The 22,004-nt window shown below is 29.5% G+C and carries 21 protein-coding genes and 1 tRNA gene; 4 read left to right on the plus strand and 18 right to left on the minus strand.

Annotation, left to right across the window (positions count from 1 at the left end; genetic code table 11):
* Positions 1 to 29: 29 nt before the first annotated feature.
* The 13 genes from L3J60_RS02765 to L3J60_RS02825 form a co-directional block, all read right to left on the minus strand.
* Positions 30 to 1,823 carry a T9SS type A sorting domain-containing protein gene (locus L3J60_RS02765; RefSeq protein ID WP_291973957.1) on the minus strand — a complete coding sequence of 598 codons (1,794 nt, stop codon included), beginning with the start codon at positions 1,821 to 1,823 and terminating at the stop codon, positions 30 to 32.
* Between the two features lie 87 nt (positions 1,824 to 1,910).
* On the minus strand, positions 1,911 to 3,638 hold the full coding sequence (locus L3J60_RS02770; RefSeq protein ID WP_291973958.1) for an acyl-CoA dehydrogenase family protein: 1,728 nt from the start codon (positions 3,636 to 3,638) through the stop codon (positions 1,911 to 1,913).
* Between the two features lie 54 nt (positions 3,639 to 3,692).
* Complete coding sequence (locus L3J60_RS02775) at positions 3,693 to 4,712, minus strand: electron transfer flavoprotein subunit alpha/FixB family protein (RefSeq protein ID WP_291973959.1); 1,020 nt, start codon at positions 4,710 to 4,712, stop codon at positions 3,693 to 3,695.
* Between the two features lie 26 nt (positions 4,713 to 4,738).
* Positions 4,739 to 5,620 carry an electron transfer flavoprotein subunit beta/FixA family protein gene (locus L3J60_RS02780; RefSeq protein ID WP_291973960.1) on the minus strand — a complete coding sequence of 294 codons (882 nt, stop codon included), beginning with the start codon at positions 5,618 to 5,620 and terminating at the stop codon, positions 4,739 to 4,741.
* 190 nt (positions 5,621 to 5,810) lie between these two features.
* Entirely contained in the window at positions 5,811 to 6,671 is an 861-nt protein-coding gene (locus L3J60_RS02785; RefSeq protein WP_291973961.1) for an SDR family oxidoreductase, read from the minus strand.
* Positions 6,672 to 6,720: 49 nt separating this feature from the next.
* Complete coding sequence (locus L3J60_RS02790) at positions 6,721 to 8,373, minus strand: DNA repair protein RecN (protein ID WP_291973962.1); 1,653 nt, start codon at positions 8,371 to 8,373, stop codon at positions 6,721 to 6,723.
* A gap of 23 nt (positions 8,374 to 8,396) precedes the next feature.
* Positions 8,397 to 9,287 (minus strand): DUF4835 family protein, encoded by an 891-nt coding sequence (locus tag L3J60_RS02795; protein ID WP_291973963.1) that lies wholly within the window; start codon positions 9,285 to 9,287, stop codon positions 8,397 to 8,399.
* Complete coding sequence (gene coaBC / locus L3J60_RS02800; protein WP_291973964.1) at positions 9,280 to 10,494, minus strand: bifunctional phosphopantothenoylcysteine decarboxylase/phosphopantothenate--cysteine ligase CoaBC; 1,215 nt, start codon at positions 10,492 to 10,494, stop codon at positions 9,280 to 9,282. Before coaBC ends, L3J60_RS02795 begins: the two co-directional genes overlap by 8 nt.
* A complete protein-coding gene (locus L3J60_RS02805) occupies positions 10,495 to 10,821 on the minus strand; it encodes a DNA-directed RNA polymerase subunit omega (protein WP_291973965.1) in 327 nt (108 codons plus the stop codon).
* Complete coding sequence (bamD, locus tag L3J60_RS02810) at positions 10,811 to 11,638, minus strand: outer membrane protein assembly factor BamD (protein WP_291973966.1); 828 nt, start codon at positions 11,636 to 11,638, stop codon at positions 10,811 to 10,813. The genes L3J60_RS02805 and bamD overlap by 11 nt, the downstream gene beginning before the upstream one ends.
* Positions 11,639 to 11,959: 321 nt before the next feature.
* Positions 11,960 to 12,481 carry a ferritin gene (locus L3J60_RS02815; RefSeq protein ID WP_291973967.1) on the minus strand — a complete coding sequence of 174 codons (522 nt, stop codon included), beginning with the start codon at positions 12,479 to 12,481 and terminating at the stop codon, positions 11,960 to 11,962.
* 32 nt (positions 12,482 to 12,513) lie between these two features.
* Positions 12,514 to 13,389 carry a 4-hydroxy-tetrahydrodipicolinate synthase gene (gene dapA / locus L3J60_RS02820; protein WP_291973968.1) on the minus strand — a complete coding sequence of 292 codons (876 nt, stop codon included), beginning with the start codon at positions 13,387 to 13,389 and terminating at the stop codon, positions 12,514 to 12,516.
* The gene (locus L3J60_RS02825) at positions 13,389 to 13,910 is read right to left on the minus strand and encodes a hypothetical protein (protein WP_291973969.1); all 522 of its coding nucleotides are present in this window, start codon (positions 13,908 to 13,910) and stop codon (positions 13,389 to 13,391) included. Before L3J60_RS02825 ends, dapA begins: the two co-directional genes overlap by 1 nt.
* A 52-nt stretch (positions 13,911 to 13,962) precedes the next feature.
* On the opposite strand from L3J60_RS02825, the gene L3J60_RS02830 reads away from it, so the two are divergent.
* The 4 genes from L3J60_RS02830 (at position 13,963) to L3J60_RS02845 (ending at position 16,765) form a co-directional block, all read left to right on the plus strand.
* Positions 13,963 to 14,715, plus strand: coding sequence for a 5'-nucleotidase (locus L3J60_RS02830; RefSeq protein ID WP_291973970.1), 753 nt, complete (start codon positions 13,963 to 13,965; stop codon positions 14,713 to 14,715).
* 7 nt (positions 14,716 to 14,722) lie between these two features.
* Complete coding sequence (locus L3J60_RS02835; RefSeq protein WP_291973971.1) at positions 14,723 to 15,631, plus strand: bifunctional UDP-sugar hydrolase/5'-nucleotidase; 909 nt, start codon at positions 14,723 to 14,725, stop codon at positions 15,629 to 15,631.
* Between the two features lie 13 nt (positions 15,632 to 15,644).
* Positions 15,645 to 16,685, plus strand: coding sequence for a GMP reductase (locus L3J60_RS02840; protein ID WP_291973972.1), 1,041 nt, complete (start codon positions 15,645 to 15,647; stop codon positions 16,683 to 16,685).
* Between the two features lie 7 nt (positions 16,686 to 16,692).
* Positions 16,693 to 16,765: transfer RNA gene (locus tag L3J60_RS02845), tRNA-Lys, on the plus strand.
* A gap of 20 nt (positions 16,766 to 16,785) precedes the next feature.
* On the opposite strand, the gene L3J60_RS02850 is transcribed toward L3J60_RS02845, so the two are convergent.
* The 5 genes from L3J60_RS02850 to citD are packed head-to-tail and all read right to left on the minus strand — an operon-like array spanning position 16,786 to position 21,996.
* Positions 16,786 to 17,871, minus strand: a complete 1,086-nt coding sequence (locus L3J60_RS02850) for a hypothetical protein (protein ID WP_291973973.1) — start codon at positions 17,869 to 17,871, stop codon at positions 16,786 to 16,788.
* Positions 17,861 to 19,249: a triphosphoribosyl-dephospho-CoA synthase gene (locus L3J60_RS02855; RefSeq protein WP_291973974.1), complete on the minus strand. Its 1,389-nt coding sequence runs from the start codon at positions 19,247 to 19,249 to the stop codon at positions 17,861 to 17,863. Before L3J60_RS02855 ends, L3J60_RS02850 begins: the two co-directional genes overlap by 11 nt.
* Positions 19,246 to 20,805 (minus strand): citrate lyase subunit alpha, encoded by a 1,560-nt coding sequence (gene citF / locus L3J60_RS02860; protein WP_291973975.1) that lies wholly within the window; start codon positions 20,803 to 20,805, stop codon positions 19,246 to 19,248. The genes L3J60_RS02855 and citF overlap by 4 nt, the downstream gene beginning before the upstream one ends.
* A gap of 10 nt (positions 20,806 to 20,815) precedes the next feature.
* Complete coding sequence (locus L3J60_RS02865; RefSeq protein ID WP_291973976.1) at positions 20,816 to 21,694, minus strand: aldolase/citrate lyase family protein; 879 nt, start codon at positions 21,692 to 21,694, stop codon at positions 20,816 to 20,818.
* Between the two features lie 11 nt (positions 21,695 to 21,705).
* Complete coding sequence (gene citD / locus L3J60_RS02870; protein WP_291973977.1) at positions 21,706 to 21,996, minus strand: citrate lyase acyl carrier protein; 291 nt, start codon at positions 21,994 to 21,996, stop codon at positions 21,706 to 21,708.
* Positions 21,997 to 22,004: the final 8 nt, after the last annotated feature.

Raw genomic sequence — 22,004 nt, forward strand, 5'->3', positions numbered from 1 at the left:
CAAATTGGAAGCTTTTTTGTTACTAGAATTTAATCTTTAATAATTTTATAGGAGCCCTGTTTATCTTTTACTTTTATTTTTAAAATATAAATTCCTGTTTTTAAAGTACTTATATTTAAATTAGCCTCTTCAGCATTTGGCTTGGCTGAAAAAACCTTTTGACCTAATAAATTATAGATTTCAACATTTAAAATTGGTGTTTTATATGATAAATCTATTTTATCTTTTATTGGATTTGGTTTAAAATTAAATCCTTCAATTTTTTGATCATCTATTCCTAATGCACTATTCACGGTTAAAACTCCTGAGACATTATTAATTCCGTCCCAAAAACCACCACCACTAGCATTATATCCTCCATATTTATAATCACCATTATCTAATTGAACCCTACTGGCATAATAATAAGTACCTGCAGTTGTAATTAAATGTCCCACTTCAGTAATATATTCATCATTATTTCCTACGTCTTTATTATAATTAGCTTGTACCCAATTAGTCCAAGTATTAGGGTTTGTATTTGAAGTACCCCATCCAATCCAAACATTTATACCATTACCTGCACCTACAGCATCTGTTACACCAGATTTATAAATTTGTGAGTATACATTTATATATGAGCCTAAGGTAATTGTTCCACTATCAGGCCATTGTAAATTACACCAATCTATTAATGGATTAGTAGTTGTAAAATTAAAAGGTCCAGCCCAACCACTATCATTTCCAGTGCCACAATGAGCTGACACATAAAAAGAATAAGTAGTATTAGGAGATAAACCGCTAATACCATTTGAAGTATTGTTGGTAGAGTGAAAACCTGTGGCATTACCACTTCCAGGAACAAAGCCTTGTAATCCATATTGCACATCCCATTCTGTTTCACTACCTCCAATGTTCCAACTCAAATCAGCAGTTGTAGCAGTAATTCCGCCAGCAATACCATTAGTAGGTAAATTACACGTTGCATTGGTTGTAAATGTTAGTTTAGAAGACCAATCGCTCATTAATGTTCCATCTCCTTCACTACAATCGGCTCTTACATAAATATCATAGGTAGTTTGTTGAGCAAAACCGTTAATTCCCCAAGGATTAGAATAAGCATCTTGATTTGTTCCTGAGCCAATGGTAAATCCTGTAGCTCCATATTCTACATTCCATTGTGCTTCTACCGGTGTGTTATTGGTTGTCCATCCAATTGCTGCAGAAGTATCACTTATACTATCTACATATAAACCTGTAGGTGCATTACATGATAAAGAAACTACGGTTGGTGCTTCCATGCATAAACCTTTTCCTTGTGATAATCCGCCATCATTATAATTAAATCGTATTCTAAAATTTTGTTGTTGATTTACTGTAAATCCAGAAATATCTGCATAAGCAACTACTGGAGAATAATTTGTACAATTTTGATAATCTCCAACTGAGCTTCCAGGATCTGCCGAAGAGCCTCCAGGAAATTCACTCCAAACCAAGTTATCAGCATCATACCATTCAAATTTAATAGTTTCTGAAGAAGAAGGTGTTAAAGTAAAGGCTACATTAAATGAAAATTTAATTCCAGTTTCTCCAGCATTATATGCAGGTTGTAAATCTATAATAGGAGAATTTAAAAATATATTATCTCCAACATGTGCAACTTGACTATCATCAAATTTAAAATTTGAATCTGCAATAGTTGGATTTAACAATAAGTTTCCTGATTCATAAGAACCAGTAATAGTCCAATTAGTATCAGGCCATGTGGGTGCATAATTAAGTGTTTGAGCAAAAATTGAGTTATTCAGTATTAAAAAAAATACCAAAAGTAGAACTTTTTTCATTGAGATATTTTTTAAAGTTAACATCCAAAGTTCTATACTTTTTTTATAAAAAAGTATGATATTTATCAAGATACTGTATTTGTAAAGTTATTTTTTTAAAACTTCAGTTTCTTCTATTTTATATAATTCAAGATTTTCAATGTTAAAATTGTTGATATAATTAAAGCGTTCTTTATTTTCTGAACGAATTAAATCGATAAACAATTTAGCGGACTTGATGAATTTAGATTCTCTTTGTCCATCAATAATTAATAAATATCCCATAATTATATTTCCAGCCATTTCAACCAATCGCCTTGCATGAAAATCTAAATATTCTGTATTTTCAATAGCTTCTACTTTACCAACTATTTCTTCATAATCACTCGTCATTTCTTGAAGTACTTTTTTTAAATCATTATTATCCTCCAAAACTTCACTTTCATAAACTTTAATTTGTTCTAAAAAAACACCTGTAGTTACACCTTTTATTGCTGCAATGATTTGTAATTGAGTTGTTCCTTCATAAATAGAAGTAATTCGAGCATCGCGATAAATTCGTTCAATAGGAAAATCTTTCATAAAACCTGTACCTCCATGAATTTGTAAAGAATCATACGCCATTTTATTACAAGCTTCACTAGCTGTCATTTTAATAAGCGGAGTAAAAACATTTGCTAATTTCATATAATGTTTCATTTCCATACGTTCTTCTTTCTCTAATTTCCTTTCTTTCATTACTTCTCCATAAACTTTAGAAACATCAACAAATCTAGTTGTTTCATAAAGTAAGGAACGAAGAGCATCTAAACGAATTTTCATATTAGTCAACATTTCATATACCGCAGGAAAATTTATAATAGTTTTTCCAAATTGAGCTCTTTCTTCTGCATATTTTAAAGCTTCTCTATAAGCTGCATCGGCAATTCCAACAGATTGAGCTCCAACACCTAAACGAGCAGAATTCATTAAAGCCATTACATATTTAATTAACCCAAAACGTTCTTTACCAACCAATTCAGCTGGAGCATCTTTAAAAACTAATTCACATGTTGGAGAACCTTTTATTCCTAATTTTTTTTCTAAATGACGAACTTCAACAGCATGATTTTTTCGATCATAAATAAACATAGATAAACCTCTGGCATCCGTAGTATTTTCTTCTGATCTTGCTAAAACCAATGCTAGGTCTGCATCACCATTAGTAATAAATCGTTTTACGCCATTTAATATCCAACTGTTTTCTTTTTTATCGAAAGTTGCTTTTAATTGAACGGATTGTAAATCAGAGCCCGCATCTGGTTCTGTTAAAACCATTGCTGCGGTGGTACCATCACGATTAAATCGTGGTAAATATTTTTCTCTCTGTTCTTCTGAACCAAATTCATTAATAGTTTCAGCACAATCTTGAAGTCCCCAAATATTAGCAAAACCTGCATCTGCTCTTGCCACCATTTCTGCTGCCATTACGTAAGGAAGTAACGGAAAATTTAATCCGCCATATTTTCTTGGAAGCGACATTCCAATTAAACCAGCATCATATAAAGCTTTATAATCAGAAGAAGTTCCTTTGGCATAAATAACCGCATTGTTTTCAATATGAGGTCCTTCTGAATCTACTGATTCAGCATTTTCTGCTATTGTATTTGCACAAATATCACCTACAATTTCTAATATTTTTTCATAGGTATCAATTGCATCTTCAAGGTTAAAAGGAGCAAAATCAAAAGTTTCTGACTCTTTAAAATCGTTTTCTTTTAGTTTAACAATTTTTTGTACTAAAGGATGATTTAAATGAAATTTAAAATCGGGTGTATCTTGAAAAAAATTATCCATTTTTATATTTTTTTGATTCGAGTTTTATTGTCAACTCTACTTTATATTCTTATTTTACTTTGCGTTTTGTTTGTAATATTTAATCATTTTAGGAATAACTTCAACCAAATCGCCTTCAATTACATAATCTGCCAGTTTATTTATAGGAGCTTCCGGATCTTTATTTATTGAAATTATCATAGATGCATCTTGCATTCCGGCAGTATGCTGAATGGCTCCGGAAATACCTGCTGCTATGTATAACTTTGGTCTGACCGTTGTTCCTGTTTGTCCAATTTGACGGTTATGTTTAATATAACCTGCATCAACTGCTGCTCTTGAACCTCCCACTTCACCACCTAATAAATTAGCTAATTCTTCTAAATGTTTAAAATTTTCTTTAGAACCAACGCCATAACCACCAGCTACAATTATGGTAGCATCTTTTAAATTAACATCAGATTCTTCAATATGACGATCAATAACTTTTACTACAAAATCTTCTTCATTTAAAATTTTATCAACATTAATATTTACCATTTCAGAATTATAATTAGCATCAAAAATTTCTTTTTTCATTACACCTTCACGAACGGTTGCCATTTGAGGATGCATATCCCAATTGATAATATTTGCCATAATACTACCACCAAATGCTGGACGAATGGCATAAAGTAAATCTTTGTATTCTTTTTTCTCTTTTTTTACAAAATGATCTCCAATATCAAGAATGGTACAATCGGCAGTTAAACCACAATTTAATACAGAAGCCAACCTTGGAGCTAAATCTCTTCCAATAGATGTTGCTCCGAACAAAACAATTTGAGGATCTTGTTCCTTTAAAATTTGTGTAGCCAAAGCGGCATGTGGCAATGTTCTGTAAGGTTCTAATTTTTTATCATCTGCAACATAAATTTTATCGACTCCATACTTTGAAAGTTCACTTTTAATTCCACTTAAATTTTCGCCAAAAACCATAGTTTCCAACGAACAACCCAATTTTTGAGCCAATTTTTTACCTGCGGAAACTATTTCAATACTTATTTCTGCAACTTTATGATTTTCTACTTCACAATAAACAAATACACTTTTCATTTGTAATTATTTTAAAATTATAACCACTACCCTATGGTGTGATGAATTATTAATTCTTTAATCATTCCTTCTATATCTGTATCAGAATCCGTCAAATGTTTTGTTTCATTTGCTGTTAAAACAATACTGTTTATACTTTTTACTTTAGTTGGAGAACCTGCTAAACCAATTCTGGTAGTATCTGCATTCAAATCTTCCACATTCCATTCAGGAATATTTAAATACGTTTTTTCTTTATTTAGTCTGATAAATAATTCATCAATACTTCTTGAACTTAATTCTGTTTTAGTTCTAGCATATTTGAATTTCATTACTTTTTTTGCTTGTCTTCTTCTGCATTCTGGTGATGAACCATGAACAGTTATTAAACAAGGATAAGGTGATGATACTGTTTCAGTTCCTTTTTCTAGCCTTCTTTTTGCAATTATTTCAGTATCTTTTAATTCCAAAATTTCTTCAACATAGGTTACTTGTGGAATGTTTAATTTTTCAGCGCATTGAGGACCAACTTGAGCAGTATCGCCATCAATTGCTTGCCTGCCTCCAAGAATTAAATCATATGGAGCTAATTTTTCAATTCCTTTCATTAAAGTATAACTTGTAGCTAAAGTATCTGCTCCACCAAAACGCCTATCAGAAATCATAACCCCTTTATCGGCTCCTCTATAATAGCCTTCTCTAATAATATCTGCGGCTTTTGGTGGTCCCATAGTTAAAATGGTAACTTCAGTTCCGGGAATTCTATCTTTAATATTTAAGGCTAGTTCAAGTGCATGTAAATCATCTGGATTAAATACTGTGGAAAGTTTAACTCTATTTACTGTACCGTCAGGCTTCATTGCATCTGGTCCTACATGTCGGGTATCAGGAACTTGCTTTGCCAATACTATAATTTTAAGTGGTCTCATTGTTTAATATTATGTTATAAATTTTAGCTTTTCAAAAATAGTAGATTTTATGCAAGTAAACGATGACATTGCTCATACTTCAAAATTTAAGATATTTGATTCTTTTTATGGGAAATACTATAGATTAATCGCATAAAAAAAAGCGATAATTTAATAAATCATCGCTTTTATATATTTTTAGAATTGTTCTTTATTTTTTCCCTTTCTTCTTAGGTTCTTCAACCATTTCATCTGTAGATTCGTTTTTCATAATTTCATCCATTATGGCATTACTAACACCCATATTTGAAAAACCACCATCGTGAAATAAATTTTGAAGCGTTACCTTTTTGGTTAAATCTGAAAACAGAGTAATGGTATAATCGGCACATTCTAGTGCAGTTGCGTTTCCTAACGGAGACATTTTTTCAGCATAAGAAATAAATCCGTCAAAACCTTTAACTCCACTACCAGCTGTAGTAGGCGTTGGAGATTGAGAAATGGTATTTACTCTAACTTTATGATCACGTCCAAAGAAATAACCAAAACTACGAGCCACAGATTCCAGATATGCTTTATTATCTGCCATATCATTATAATCAGGAAAAACTCGTTGTGCAGCCATATAGGTTAAAGCAACAATACTTCCCCATTCATTCATAGCATTTCTTTGATATAAAACACTCATTACTCTATGAAAAGATAATGCAGAAACATCCCACCCTGTTTTAGTAAAGTTATAATCTTGATGTGTATATAAATTTCCTCGTCTAACATTTACTGACATTCCAATTGAATGTAAAACAAAATCTATTTTTCCACCTAATATTTCTACAGCTTTATCTACTAAATTTTCAAGATCTAACATAGAAGTAGCGTCTGCAGGAATAATTTCCGAACCTGTTTTTTCAGCTAGTTCTGCAATGGTTCCAAGCCTCATTGCAACTGGTGCATTGGTTAAAACAAATTTTGCTCCTTCTTCATGTGCTCTTTCAGCAACTTTCCATGCAATCGATTTAGAATCTAACGCTCCAAAAATAATTCCTTTTTTTCCTTTAAGTAAATTATACATACTATTTTTTTAGTTTATAGTTTATTAATTTTTTGCAAATATAACAATTCTAGTTTAACAATTGTTTTGCGTGTTCAATAGCGGTAGTTGTTGTGTTTTTTCCACTTAACATTTCTGCTATTTCAATAATACGTTCTTCTTTTGTTAATCTTTTTAATTGTGTAATAATTTGATTGTCAACATCTTGTTTAAACACCTTGTAATGTTGATTGCCTTTAGCTGCAATTTGTGGTAAGTGCGTAATAGCTATAACTTGCATATTTTCACTCATTTCTAGCATTATAGTAGCTACTTTTTGTGATATTGTACCTGAAACGCCAGCATCAATTTCATCAAAAATAATAGTTGGTAATTTTAAATATTCTGATAAAATGGATTTTACTGAAAGCATAATTCTAGATAATTCACCACCTGAAGCAATTTTTTGAAGAGTTCCAAAATTTAAACCTTTATTTGCTGAAATTAAGAGTTGCAATTCATCTTTTCCATTTGAAAAATATTGATTAACATGAGATAAATTCCACTTTAACCTTGTATTTTCCATTCCTAAATTAGCTAGTAAATTATCTATTTTTTTTATAAAAACAGGAATTGCTTTTTGCCTTGCATCACTTATTAATTTAGCTAAATTATCTAATTTTTTTGCTACTATTTTAATTTCGTTCTCTTTTTCTGAAATAATAGTAGATGAATTTTCGGCTACGTTTACTTCTTTTTCAAGTTTCAGCTGAATTTCTAATAACTCGGCAATAGTTTTTACGGTATGCTTTTGCTGCAAATTGTAAATTAATTGTAGTCTATTATTTAGTTTATCTAATTCTGAAGGTTCAAAATTTACACTTTCATTTAAATAAACCAGCTCGTTTGATATATCATCAAATTCAATTTTTATACTTAAAATTCTATCGTACAATTTTTTATATTCCTCTGAATACAAACTTATTTTTTCCAAATTAGAAGTTACGGAATTCAATCTAGAAATTAATCCAATTTCATCTATAAATGTATTATTTTGTGCTTCAGATAAATTGAGCTTAATAGCTTCAATATTATTTAATTTGTCTAATTCCTGCTCAATTTCTTCTTGCTCTCCAAGTTCTAATTTTGCCTGCACCAACTCCTGATACAAATGTGAATTATATTCGAAATTTTGTTGTGATTTTTCCTGATTTAGCTTCAAAATTTCTAATTCTTTTTTTAATTGATGATACAATTTTAATCCTTTTGAATAAGAAGTTAATTTAGCAGTATTTTTTGCTAAAGCATCGAGGATATGAAATTGAAAATTAACATCTGCTAACTGCAAAGTTTGATGTTGCGAATGTATATCTATTAATTGTTCACTTAAACTTTGTAAAACATTTAAAGTAGTTGGTGTATCATTAATAAATGCTCTTGATTTACCAGAAGGTAAAATTTCGCGTCTTAGTATTGTTTCTTTTTCAAAATCTAAATCATTTTCTTCAAAAAAACGTTCTAAGCCATAATTATTTACAGAAAATTGTGCTTCAATTATGCATTTTTTATCTGCATCTTTTAAGGAAGTAGAGTCTGATCGCTTTCCTAATACCAATCCTAGAGCACCTAACAAAACAGATTTTCCTGCTCCAGTTTCTCCTGTAATAATAGATAATTTATCTTTAAAATTAACAGATAAATTTTCAATTAAAGCATAATTTTTAATAGAAAGTGCTACAAGCATAAAGGTAAATTAGAATTATAAATTTACTTAATTTTATTCCACTTTGCTGCATTTAATGGAGAAATTTTTAGCAAATCTTCTTTTAAAGTTGAAGTATCAAAATATGGACCGCCAGAAAATATATTAACAATTTCATCGGCTTTAGCATCCATAAATATGCGAAGTAAAAATGCATTAGGTCTAGAGTTGTATATGTTCTTCAATTTCTGAATAGCATCGGCAATATTTTTTTTACCAGTTTTTTTATTGGTTGACAAAATATCTAAACCTTTTAAATGATATTGATATAAAGCATTACGAAATAATTTATACGTTGGTGATAAAATATTATCGATTAATGTAAATCGTGTTCTTGTACCATCATTTTGGTTCCATCCTTTATAACCGCTTTGTTGTGCTTGAACCAAAATGTTTTGAGCTTTATTAAAATAAGGTGTTCCACCATATAAACTAAACGTATCTGCATCTAATCCTATTATGGTATAAACATAAAATGTAACTACTGAAATTAGGTTGGATTCGTAAGTATCTTTATTAAATAATAAGGGTTGATATTCAGTATATTGAAAATTAAAATCTTTGTCTTTAAAATTAAAAACAGGTGATAAATAAGTTGCATCATAAACTGGACGAGAAGATTGAATTTGAATAGACGCATCAAAATTATCTCCAGATTCTTTTGTAATTATGATACTTAAATTACAATGTATTTTTTCCTGATCTTTATAGTTAAAATTGGTCCAGTGTTTTTGATTTATAAACGCTGTTAAATCATTTTGCAACGTGGTAAACTTTTGCTTATTAGATGCTGGAATTTTGTCGGCGTTAACGGTAACTGTGCAATTTAACTCTTGTGCATTTATTGTAATAGAAAAAAGAATTACTATTAAAATCTGAAGTGTTTTTTTAAGCATACAATTTATTCAAAATTTCATTAAAAATATCAGAAGCAACTTCTGCTTTAGATTTCAGACCAAATTCCGAAATATTTTTGAATTTATCAATAATTGTAACCTTATTTGTTTCTTTTTTAAATCCAGCTCCTTTATCATTCAATGAATTTAACACAATTAAATCTAAATTTTTCTTATTCAATTTGGCTATTGCATTTTCAATTTCGTTATTTGTTTCAAGGGCAAAACCAACTAAAAACTGATTTTTTTTAACGACTCCCAAAGAAGCTAATATATCTTTAGTTTTTATCAATTCTAAAGATAAGGTAGGTGTGTTTTTCTTTATTTTATTTTTTGCAATTTCTTTTGGTTTATAATCAGAAACCGCCGCAGATAAGATAGCAATATCTACTAAATAAAAATATTTATGAGCCTCATTATACATCTGTTCCGCAGTAACCACATCCATTCGTTTAATTAATGAATTTGAAATTGTTTCAGATGATGGTCCGGAAATTAAAATAACTTCAGCCCCTAAATTTGCTGCTTTTTTAGCCAGTTCAAAACCCATTTTACCAGAAGAATGATTCCCAATAAAACGTACGGGATCAATTGCTTCATAGGTAGGACCAGCCGTAATTAATACTTTTTTACCGTATAAAGGCAAACCTTTAATAATATCTTTTTCCATAAAAGCTACTATATTTTTAGGTTCTTCCATTCTGCCTTCACCTACTAAACCGCTTGCTAATTCACCCGAGGCTGGTGGTATAAAAATATTTCCGAAACTTTTAAGTTTTGTAATACTTTTTGAAGTTGCTGGATGTTGATACATATCTAAATCCATTGCAGGTGCAAAAAATACTGGGCATTTGGCAGATAGATAACTTGCTAATAATAAGTTATCACATATACCATTAGACATTTTTGATAAAGTATTTGCAGTTGCTGGTGCAATAAGCATATAATCTGCCCAAAGCCCTAACTCTACATGACTATTCCATTCTTCATTTTCTTCTTCATTTTTATCAAAAAAAGTAGAATATACTGGATTTTTGGAGAGTGTAGCTAATGTTAACGGTGTAACAAAATCTTTAGAAGCTGGTGTCATCACAACTTTAACTTGAGCACCAGATTTAATAAATAAACGAACTAAATGAGCCGTTTTGTAAGCAGCAATACCGGCAGTTACGCCTAATAGTATATTTTTACCGCTTAAAACAGACATTTACTCTTGAATTTCTTCTGGATTTCTATAATAAATTTTACCTTCTAACCATTCTTCAACAGCTATTGCAGTTGCTTTTGGTAATTTCTCATAAAATTTAGAAACTTCTATTTGCTCTTTATTTTCAAATACTTCGTCTAAACTATCTGTATAAGTAGCAAATTCTTCTAATTTTTCAATGAGTTCACTTTTTAAATCACCATTAATTTGTTTTGCTCTTTTTGCAATAATTGTAATAGCCTCATAAATATTATTTGTTGGGGCTTCAATTTCGTTTTTATCGTAAGTAATGGTTGTACTTGCTGCTTTTGAGTTTTTATAATCCATTAGTTTGCTTTTTTAATGTTTTAACTGATTTTAATTGATTTTTTAAATCTTTTTTTAACTTTTTAATTTCAACTAAATATAAAGATTTTGGGAAATTTCTTTCTAATCGTTCTTCTGTTTTTATAGCTTTTTTTAATCGCTCCTCTTTTTTGGTAATATAACTATTTATTCCTAATTTGTAAGCGGCTTTAAATTTATAATACATAGCATCTTCTTTTAAGGAACTTCCTAAATAATCACCTAAAAAATTATCAAAAGCTGTAACAGCAGAAATATAATCTTGAATGGTATAATATTGCTTTGCAATTTCAAATGCTTTTTTTTCTAATTTAAAGTTAAGTTCTTTTATGGTTTTATTAGCTTCCTCAACTTTATCTGAAGTTGGATATTTAAAAATGAAATTTTGCATCGCATTTAAGGCTTCATTAGTATCTTTTTGATCTAAACTATACCTAGGTGAAGCTTTATAATAACTATATGCAGACAAAAAGGCTGCTTCTTCTACTTTTGAACTTTTTGGATAGTTTTTTACAAATTTATCAAAATAATAGGCTGCCAAACTATATTGTTTTGTGTTGTAATGAGATTGTGCAACCATATATTGAATACGTTCCATTTGTGGTTTACCTCTATAACTAGGTGTAATTTTTTCAAATAAGGTGATGGCTTTTGAGTACTTCTGAGCTTCGTACATCTTAGTTGCCATTTTATATTGATCTTGAATACTACCTTTATTCAATACTTTTTGATATTCACCACACGAAAAAAGCGTAGTAGTAAACACTAAAATAAAAATGAGATTTTTAATTTTTTGCATTTGGCAAAATTAGTTATTTATTATGAATTATTAAAATAACTCGTTGTGCATTTTTACTTTTTAAACTTACTGTTACGTCAGTTCGGGTCTGCCTGACGGCAAGGCTGGTAATTTTTGATAAAAAACTGTATCGAAAACGACTGTTTTTAAATGAAAAACCTTTTCTCGATACTAATTTTAAGCCTAAAAAGGCTAAAATTCACTCGAATTGACGAAATTTTATCAAAATGCACAACGAGTTAAAATACTTTTTTTACTTACTTAAACCACAAAAATAACTTGGATAAACAATTATTATTGTTTAATAATCTTAATTGTTTGTTAATTATTTGAAGTTGGTGAAACTGAAGTTTCAACATTAAGCCTTTTAATATCTTTATCAAACATATATAATCCGCTTTTAGCTTCGCCTATCAATTTAATTTTATCTAAAATGGTTCGTGCTTGTGCTTCTTCTTCAATTTGCTCTGCAACATACCATTGTAAAAAGTTATGTGTTGCGTAATCTTTTTCTTCTAGTGCAATATGAACCAATTCATTAATAGTATTGGAAACATAAACTTCATGTTCAAAAAGTGTCTCAAACATTTCTTTAATAGAACCAAATTCAGAATCTGGTTTTGATAAATCCGAAACTAGAGAATGCCCTCCACGCTCATTTATATATTTAAAAAACTTAAGCATATGTTGTCTTTCTTCATCTGACTGAGCATACATAAATTCAGAAATTCCTTCTAAACCTTGTGCTTCTGCCCAAGAAGCCATAGCTAAATATATTTGTGAAGATTCTGCTTCAATTCTAATTTGCTTATTTAAAGCCTTTTCCATACTTGCTGATAACATAATTTTCTCTTTTTAAATTTCTATCAAAATTACTAATAATTTTCTATAAAATTAGCTATTTTTTGATGTAATTCTTTACTAACTTCAACCAAAGGCAATCTCACATTTTTACTTGTGATATTCAATTTTTCTAAAAGTGCTTTTATACCAGCAGGATTTCCTTCTTCAAAAATATAGTTTATACTGTCCATTAACTTGTAATATAAGCTATACGCTTTATTCACTTTACCTTCCAAACCTAATTTAATAAGTTGAGAAAAATCTTTTGGAAAGCCTTGTCCAATAACTGAAATAACACCTGAACCACCAGCTAAAACCATAGGTAAAGCAATCATATCATCACCAGAAATTACTAAAAAATCAGTTGGTTTATTTTTAATTATGGTCATTGCCTGTACTATATCTCCTGCTGCTTCTTTAATGCCAATAATATTATCACAATTTTTAGCCAATCTTAAAATAGTTTTTGGTAAAATATTGCTTCCGGTTCTACTTGGCACGTTATAAACAATAATTGGCTTTGGAGAATGTTCAGAAATCATTTTAAAATGCTGATAAATTCCTTCTTGTGTGGGTTTATTGTAATATGGAGAAACCGATAAAATTGCAGAAAATGCAGATAAATCTGTGGTATTAATTTCATCAATTACCGCTTGTGTATTATTACCTCCTATCCCTAAAACTAAAGGGAGTCTTCCATTAGTTGTTTTAATAATAGTATTTTTTACTTGCTCTTTTTCATCTTTTGTTAATGTTGCAGGTTCACCTGTTGTGCCTAGCACTACTAAATAATTTATACCATTTTCAATTTGATAATTCACTAAATTTTCTAAAGCTTTATAGTCAACGGATTTATCTTCATTAAAAGGTGTAACTAATGCAACACCTGTTCCTAAAAATTCTTTCATTATAATTTATTTAAAATGGTTAAATATTTTTTTATTTCGTTAGTAAAAATTGAAATTTTATGATATTCACAATTTACAAGTAAATCATAAAAACGATTATCAAAATAGGGAAATCCAATTTTAAAACTAATATTCATTTGCAATAATAACAGATTTAAATATAGGTGATCAACTTTACTGTAATTTATTAACAAATCGTATTTTTTTGTTAAGCTAAACGGAAATTTTTCTTGATTAAACTTTCCATACCAACCAAAGTTTTTAGGAGAAATAATATGGTATTCTACTTCATTTTTAGCTTTTTTTTGCTGATAAACCACTATTTTTAGTTGGTTTTCCTCAATTTTTAATTGATGAAAAATTTCTTTTTTAAAGTTTGAAACAGCAGTAATATCATCAACAAATATAATTATATTTTTAATTTTATGTTGTGTGTTTTCTGATTGTCTTTTTAAAAAATCTTGAATATGATTCTTTATAAAAATTTGATTGGTTTTTCGTTTAAATCCTGTAAAAATCATTTATATTTGTACTTTCATCCGCAAAATTAATTAAAACATTAGTATTTATTTAATGAAAAAAATTATTATTTCATTTTTTACTATTTTTTTACTATTTAGTTGTACTAAAAACAAGCTTCAATTAGTAAAAATAGAAGGGAAACTACTTCCTATTACTGAAAAATTAGCTTCTGACTCTTCAATTGTTAAAACTTATCTTCCTTACAAATATAAGATGGAAAAGGAAATGAATTCGGTTTTATGTTATACTTCAAAAAATTTAGTAGCAACTGATGGAGTGCTAGAAAGTTCATTAGGTAATTTATTGGCAGATTTATGCTACAAAAAAGGAAATTTTGTATTTAAAAAAAGAACTGGGAAAAACATAGATTTTGCCATGTTTAATTTTCGAGGAATTAGAGCAGGTATTCCTAAAGGAAATGTAACTACGCAAAATGCTTTTAACTTAATGCCTTTTGAAAACAATTTAGTGGTAGTTGAATTATCATCAAAAAAATTAAGAGAACTAATTCAGTATTTGATAACCAAAAAAAAAGCACATCCTTTATCTAAACAAGTTAGACTTCGTATTACTAAAAACGGATACAATTTTTCAATAAATGGAAAACCAATTAATGACAAAAAAACTTATTTTGTATTAACTTCAGATTATTTACAACACGGAGGAGATCACATGGATTTCTTCAAAAACCCAGTTCATTTATATGAATTAGACTATAAAATGAGAAATGCAATTATTGATTATTTTAAAGAAACCGATACTTTAAAATCAAACCTTGATGGACGATTTGTAATGAAAAACTAAAACGGTAATGAAAAGAAGAAAATTTATACAACAATCTACAGCAGCAACTGCTTATTTAACATTAGGTGGACTATCATTACAATCGTTTTCAACAAATACTTTAAAACACATTACCATATTACATACCAATGATGTACACAGCCATATAGAACCTTTTCCTGCTGATGATATTGATTATCCTAATTTAGGTGGCGTTGCCAGACGCTCAACTTTAATTGAAAAAATTAGACAAGAAAATCCGAATACTTTATTGTTAGATGCAGGCGATATTTTTCAAGGAACGCCCTACTTTAATATTTATGGCGGAGAAATAGAATTCAAATTAATGAGCCAATTAAAATACGATGCTGCTACCATAGGCAATCATGATTTTGATAATAGTATAAATGGTTTATATGCTCAATTACCTAATGCTACTTTCACATTTGTATCTGCTAATTACGATTTTAGTAAAACCGTTTTAAACAATCATGTAAAACCCTATAAAATATTTGTTAAAGATGGCATTAAAATTGGGGTTTTTGGCTTAGGAATTGAACTTGAAGGATTAGTTGATCCAAAAAACTACAAAGAAACTAAGTATTTAAACCCTGTTGAAATTGCTAAAAATGTAAGTAAAACTTTAAAAGAAGAAGAACATTGCGATTTGGTAATTTGCTTATCACATTTGGGTTATCACTATAAATCTGATAAAATTGACGATTTAAAATTAGCTTCACAAACCAAAGATATCGATTTAATTATTGGAGGCCATACACATACTTTTTTACCTAAACCAACCATTACAAAAAATGTAGCTGGAGAAAACATGCTAGTAAACCAAGTTGGCTGTTACGGCATAAATTTAGGTAGAATTGATTTTTATTTTGATGATAACAAAAAGAAAACAAGTAAAGGAACAACCATAATAGTATAAATAACATAGTAAAATGCGTATAGAAAACGACTTAAAATTAGGATTTAAAGATGTAATGATTCGTCCAAAACGATCCACATTAAGTTCAAGATCTCAAGTAACTTTAGATAGAGAATTTTCATTTTTACACAGTAACCAAAAATGGAATGGCGTGCCAATAATGGCTGCAAATATGGATACAGTTGGTACTTTTGAAATGGCTACAGCATTAGCTAAACATAAAATGTTTACCGCAATTCATAAACATTATACTATTAATGAATGGACTAATTTTTTAAAAAATACAGATAAAAGTATATTAGAATATATTGCTGTTAGTACGGGTACAGGTTTAAATGATGCAAAAAAATTAAAAGAAATTTTTGATTTACATCCTGAAATTAAATTTATTTGCATTGATGTTGCTAATGGATATTCAGAACATTTTGTACGTTTTGTAAAAAAAACTAGAGAATTATACGCTGATAAAATTATTATGGCAGGAAATGTGGTTACAGGTGAAATGGTTGAAGAATTATTATTAGCTGGTGCGGACATTATAAAAGTTGGCATTGGACCAGGTTCAGTTTGTACTACTCGCGTTAAAACTGGCGTTGGTTATCCGCAATTATCTGCAATTATAGAATGTGCTGATGCAGCACATGGATTAGGCGGACAAATTGTTTCAGATGGTGGATGTAAAATTCCTGGTGATATTGCCAAAGCTTTTGGTGGTGGGGCAGATTTTGTAATGCTAGGTGGAATGCTTGCCGGTCATGAAGAAAGTGGCGGAAAATTAATTACCAAAAATGGTGAAAAATACAAACAGTTTTATGGAATGAGTTCAGAAACTGCTATGAATAAACATGTTGGGGGTGTTGCAAATTATAGAGCTTCTGAAGGCAAAATGGTTGAATTGCCATACCGCGGTGCTGTAGAAAAAACGGTTCATGATATATTAGGTGGATTACGATCAACTTGTACCTATGTTGGTGCAAAAAGGTTGAAAGAATTAACAAAAAGAACTACCTTTATCCGCGTGCAAGAACAACACAATCAAGTGTTCTCAAAATAACAAAATTCGGCCTCTAGCTCAGTTGGCAGAGCACCTGACTCTTAATCAGGTTGTCGTGGGTTCGAAACCCACGGGGCCGACTTTTTTAAAAAAATAATTATTAGTGTCGTCCTTCACTATTTATTATTTTATTTCTTATGGATAAAGAATCTTCAGATAATAAAAATTTTTGTGTAGCATCAGGAAGCAAATGCAAAACTTCTTCTAATTTATTTTCTTTTATCGCTTTTCGTATTTTTGAGGCACTAATATAATTTGGTTCGTTTTCTTCATTTAAACCATCATATTTTCTTGTAATTTCAATTAACTCACAACCGTTTTTAGGTAATATTTCTTTCATAGCAGTATTATATGCTCGGGTTGTCTCACAATAATTTTCTGTTCCTACATATCGTTTTGTAATATTTAAAATTGGAACTATATATTTGGCAAAAATAGACACATCAATCTCGGCTTGTTTTTGAGAAATTTCATTCCATGATTCTGATTTCAAAAAATAATTTGGAAAAATTGCTCCTGAAACAATATAAGGTCCAGTTGCCAGAACAACCACATTTTTTAAGTGAGAAATTCCTTCTTCAATTATTTCTCTACGGATTTTATAAGGAAATGAAGATAAATCTTCTTCAACTACAAATAAATATAATAATTCATTTTCTGAAGCTGCTTTTTCAATTAAATATAAATGACCATTGGTAAACGGATTACAATTAACCACAATAGCTGCAATTTTGTTAGTTTTTGTTTTTCTCTTATGTTGTAAAAGAAACTTTTGATAATCTTCAATAGTTTGATATCCAAATTCTAAAACAGAAAATAAAGGTTCTGCTCTAGCAATTTCTTTATATCCTAACCCTTCAAAAAGAGAAGCTGTTTTTGGTCTTGTATATACAAAACAACGTTTATAATTTTCTAATATTTTATTACCCAAGGTAGTTACTATCCATGGAAAAGCAGTACTTTCTCTAAATTTTTCATCTACAACAACAAACTTTAAAGTTTGATGTTTAAAAGAACCTGTTCCAATAATTTCATCATTTAAATTGTATAAAATAAGTGTTTTATCAACTTCATTAGGTTTATATTCAAATCCGTGTTTTGATAAAAATTCAGCAACTAATTTAACATCAAATGGATTTTCTAAATCTAATAACTCCGCCCTAAAATCTGTATTTTCAAAGTTCATTTTTATGATATTTATTTTGAATGAAAAATAAGAAAAGTGATAATGCTAACAAATCTGCTGCACCACCTGGAGATATGTTTTTTTCTTTGCAAAACAGACATAATTCAGCATAATATTTTTTACCTTGATAAACTAAATTTGCCATTATTTTCAAATTTTCAGCTTCAGCAGAATTTCTGTATAACACATTAGAATCGTCAACGTTTGCTATTAATAATAATAACGCTTTTTTTAATATTTCATTTAATTCTTCTTTATTTTGATGTCTGTTATTTTTTAATTGTTCACTTAAAAACGGTATGACTTTTTCAAAAATTACAGAAAAACCCGTTTGAGCTTGATACCGTGCTCCTGCACCTTTTATTCCAAATTTTTGAAAAGTTTTTTCTCCGTGAGATAATGATTTTTTATTTAATGATTTTAATTCGTTTTCAACAATGTCTTTCGTGATTTTTTGCAGCGTTTTAATAAATAATGAACTATCAAAAATATAATTGTTTTTATGCAAAGAATATACACTAGCAAAAACAGATAAACCCATAATAAAAATTAATCCCTTATGTGTATTTGTATTATGAGTAGCAAAAAGCATTTTTTCTTCAGCTTTAATTCCAATTTTTCTAATTTCAGGTAATACTTTTGTTAAATCACCTTTATAATTATATGCTAATTTTGCAAACTCAAGCCAAAAAGGTGAAATAGCAGCACTTGAATTTAAAAAAGTAAAATAATTCATATCCGAATGCACACCAGAATCTTCAAAATCGACTAAACCTGGTTTTGGAGTAACCGCTACTTCATATAAAATAGCCTTATTTGCCATTTCACAGATGTTCTGTAATATTTCTTTTTTTTGTTTAGTGTTTATATATAATTGCATATTTTCAAAAGAAAATTCTCGTAAATCTTTATAACTATGTGTTTTTTCACGCATACAAACCGTAGCTGGTTTTTCACACAATAAGCATTTTTTAATTTTATTAGAGCTTATTGGAATTCCATTTTTATCAAAAACATCAATATCAATTAATCTTCCCACTTTATGATGTTGCTCAAATTCTTCAGTTTTTAGTTTTAACTGAATTAAATCAATAGTTTTATCTTCTATTTTATTGCAATAAAAATCACCTGCTTCATCTAAAATTTCAAACTTTTTATTAATAGAAATGTTTATCCTGTTTGCAATCAAAAATATTTTAAAATCATCTAATAGAAAATTAAAAAAAAGTTGGGTAATACCATTATTTTTAGGATAACCCGCAATATTTAAAGAAACGCTAATTGTTGCAAATTTATTTAAAGCTAATTTTTTTCGAAGTGTTCTACGAGTTTCTTTAGCAAAAAGTATTTTTGATAAAATTTCTTTATTTTGTGTCATTCAACAGTTTTTAATTGTCTAACAACATCAATTGCCGTTCCATCTCTATATTCAATTAATGCTACAATTTTATCTGTTCGTTCAATTGGATTAGGAATACCAACAATTTTTTCAACTTCTTTTTGTAAATCTTCAATATTTCGAATATTTAAACCTGCTTTTACTAATATTTGTGCTAATTCTGGTTTATTAGGATTTACACAAATACCTCTTTCAGTTACCACAACATCAACCGATTCTCCGGGAGTTACAATAGTATCAACACGTTTATTAATGGTTGATATTCTTCCTCTAAAAGACGGACAAACAACTACTGTTAATTCAGCTCCAGAAGCCGTATCACAATGTCCACCAGAGGCTCCTCTTAAATATCCTTTTGATCCTGTAATTACGTTTACATTAAAATCTACATCAACTTCTAAGGCTCCTAAAACAACAATATCTAATTTGTTAGTCATGCAACCACAGTTATACGGATTGGCATATAATGAAGCTGATATTTCAATATGATTTTTATTATTATATAAAGATGAGCTTACCTCGGCATCAAACGATTGGACATCAAAAATAGTTTTAAATAAGCCTTCGTTAAGCATATCAACACCATAAGAAGTTACTCCACCCAATAAAAAGCTTCCTTTAATCTCTTTATTTTCCATTTTTTTACGAATGAATTTCGCAACAGCTAATGAAGCTCCACCTGCACCTACTTGAAAAGAGAATCCGTTTTTAAAATAACCCGATTTTTCAATAACATCAGCCGCTAATTTTGCAATTCTTAAATCCATTGGCGATTTTGTAATTCGTGTTGTTCCACTTGCAATTTTAGTTGGATCACCAATAGAAGCTACTTTAACTACATAATCTACAAAGTTTTGCTGAATGGATAATGGAAAGCAAGGAAATTCAACCAAATTATCCGTTACAACAATAACTTGTTTTGAATAACGTGAATCTATTCTAGCATAACCTAAAGAACCAAATGCAGATTTTCCAATTGCACCTGTTGCATTACCTTCTTCATCAGCAGCAGAAGCCGCAATAATACATAAATCAATAGCAATTTTACCGGTATGTATGGCTCTAACTCTTCCTCCGTGTGAATGAATGATTACAGGATTTTCCATAATTCCTTCCGAAATTGCTTTCCCTAATTTTCCTCGAATTCCAGAAGTCCAAATTTTTGTAATAGTTCCATCTTTAATGTATTTTATCAATTCCGTATGACTATCATTAAGAGATGAAGAGGCCAACGTTATATTTCTAATCCCTAATTCAGCCAATATTTTTATAGTTTCCACTAAAATAAAATCTCCATTTCTTAAATGATGATGGAAAGAAACGGTCATTCCATCTTTTGGAGAAGTTTTAGTAATGGCTTCTTTAAGAGTTTCCGTTAACTTTTTTTGATGTGGCAATTTAGCTTTGTTGGGAGGAGATATTGTAAGTTCATCCATCCAACCTTTTTTTAATTTATTCCAAGCTCCTGTAAAAGGAGCTATTTTTCCAATACCGTTTATAAACTCTGGAATATTTCGATTTAAAGAATTTTTCATTGCTTATAGTTTATATTTCTTGAAGGTTAATATGTGCTAGTTCAAGTATGTATTTTGCTCTTGCTATTACTGGTGCATCCACCATTTTACCATCCACAGCAAAAACGCCTATTCCTTCCTTTTTTTTCTTTTTAAATTCTTTATAAATTTTATAAGCTTTTCTAATTTCTTGTTCCGTAGGCGTATAAACTTCGTGAACAATATCAATTTGCCTTGGATTGATTACTGCTTTGCCTGTAAACCCTAAATTTTTAGATTTTTCAGTTTCTTTTCGTAATCCTTCTTCATCATCAATATCTACAAAAACCGTATCAATGGCGTCAATTTTATTTGCTTTAGCAGCCATAACAATCATTTTACGTGCTAAATCTATTCCTGAACCATCTTTAGTACTTTTAATATTCATATCAGCAGTTAAATCTTGCCCACCAATGGTTATGGCATCTAACCGATGACATAATTTTGCAATTTCAAAAACATTTTGAACCCCAAGCGCTGTTTCAATCATAATATGAATCTTAATTTCATCATGTAAAATATTATGCTGATCTTCAATTTCTTCCATAACAGTAACTAACCTTTTTAAATCTTCAATAGTTTCTGTTTTAGGATATCGAATTGCATCTGGTTTTAACGGAATAATTTCTTTTAAATCTTCTATACCAAAAGGAGTATCTAAATGATTAATTCTAACACAAACCTCGGCATCATAAAAGTTAATATTTTTTAGTACATTTTTAACTAAAATTCGTGCGGAGTCTTTTTGCTCTAACGCCACACTATCTTCAAGATCTAGCAAAAGGCTATCGGCTCCATACGTTCCTCCATGAATTAACATAGCAGGATTATTTCCTGGGATATACAGCATGGTTCTTCTTTTCTGTCTCATAACTTCAAAATTTAATACATGGTTCCTTTTTGATTATTTGAAGCTCTTAATAATACCGTTTCCATACGAGCTTCAATTACAGGAGTTAACGCACCTTTATCGTGAATAACTAAATGAATATCAGCAACTTCAAACTTATCTAATATGGCATTAACTGTTTTCAGAATCGTATCACCATATTGCTTTTCAACAATAGAGTTTAATTGAATTACTCTTCCTTTTGTGTCTTTTGGTTTTTCGGCAAGTATTAAAATATCACTTGATTCAAACGATCCTGCCTGTGCTTTTTTTATTATTTTCATTTTCTTTT

This window comes from Lutibacter sp., assembly GCF_021647475.1.
Taxonomy (GTDB): domain Bacteria; phylum Bacteroidota; class Bacteroidia; order Flavobacteriales; family Flavobacteriaceae; genus Lutibacter.